Below are 1,490 nucleotides of genomic sequence, written 5' to 3'. Positions count from 1 at the left end.
CCAGATCCCTCGTGATGATGAGGCAGGCTAGGTGCTCGAGGCACCGGCCCAGTTCCGTGCCGACGCAGATGTTGGGGTCGTGAGCTTGGATAGGCATTGCAAGCATGAAACGCCCCGGTTGTAAGCCGGGGCGCGTCGTCAGAGAGGACCTGGTTGTCTTTCGATACCACGACGGGTCCCGGCTGTGTTCCTATCCAGCTTTAGCGCCGTCTGCTCCAAGGTGACGTCGATAGCGAGCCGTTTTATTTACGGCTGTAGGTAAGGGCAGGCCGCTGCCTGCCAGAGCGCCCGTTCTGCTCGGACTGTGTGATCTCGATCTCATCCCGACGGACGCTGTCCCGCACCGTCTCGACACGGCTGGTGCGTTCGCGGCGGATCACGACCTCTTCCCTCACTTTTACATCCTTGCCAACAACCGGCACCTCGGAGGTCTCAATCATCTCGATTGTGAGCTCTGTGAGTGTCTCGCCTGTTGCAGTGTCGGTGACCGGCTTGCGCCGCTCCACGACCACCTTCTCGTCATAGAGGGACACCTGCTGCTCGACAGGGGTCTCCACAACGAACCGGCGCACAGTGGTCGTGCCGCTGGTCACCGTTTGCTTGCCGACGATCAGGGTTTCTTCCGCAAGCGGGATGACTTCCTCCGCCTGCGAGGACAGCTGGCCGTTGGTGGACCGCCCCACAGACCGGCCCAGCGGCGCTGTCCACATGCCGAACATGGCGTCCCAGAAGATGGAGCCGGAACTCATCGGCGCTGTCGCGACGCGCTGAGCGCTCTCTGCGGCGCTCCGGACGATCTGCTTGGCACTCTCGGCAGCAACTTCACCGGTCCGCAAGACGGCGTCCGCGGTCTCCCGGACGGCCATGCGGCTCCTCTGCGCGCGCTCGGCTGCGTCTTCTTGCTCAGCGAGAGCCTTTTCCTCCTGCTCGCGCTCGAACCGGGCCTCGGCGCGACGCTGTTCGGCTTCCGCCCGCCGGGCTTCCTCGATCTGCGCCTTCTCAGCCTCGATCCTCTCGACGATCTCCTGGGCCTCTTCGTCGCTCAAGGCTTTCAGGACCGCCGGCAGCAGCTCATTCTTCTCGTCCCGCACACTTTGCTGGAAGACCTTGCGTAACTCGGCCACCTTCCGGGCAAACTCCTCGCTCTCCTTCGGGGTTTGCTCCAAGTCAGCAATCAGCTTTCGGGTCTGCTTGTTGTCGTTGAGCGCCTCGGACACGAGGCTCTTGGTTTCCTTGTGTTTTCTGAGGACCGGGAACAGGTGCTCCTCTTCGAGTGTGGCGAGCAGCTCCAACTCTGCCTTGAGGTCCGAGAACAGCCTTTCTCGTGTCTTGACAGCAGTGTCGGAGGTGTCAACGAGTTTGGCCAGAAGCTCATTGGCCTTAGCGGGACCCGTTTGAATAAGTTGTCTGATGGTGGTCATGTTGTCCTCATGAGATCTGGAAAAGGTGATCACCGACGCAATACGAATGTGGTGATGATGGTGCTCGGC

At 61.3% G+C, this 1,490-nt stretch carries 1 protein-coding gene; it reads right to left on the bottom strand.

What is annotated here, in order from left to right:
• Positions 1-242 precede the first annotated feature (242 nt).
• On the bottom strand, positions 243-1,490 hold a 1,248-nt coding region (locus FS320_RS43260), incomplete at its 5' end, for a DUF2382 domain-containing protein (RefSeq protein ID WP_342211978.1).

Source organism: Microvirga tunisiensis, from assembly GCF_009296175.1.
Taxonomy (GTDB): Bacteria; Pseudomonadota; Alphaproteobacteria; order Rhizobiales; family Beijerinckiaceae; genus Microvirga; species Microvirga tunisiensis.
The sequence above is the reverse complement of the archived record's forward strand: the minus strand, read 5'-3'. Positions and strand labels throughout refer to the sequence as shown.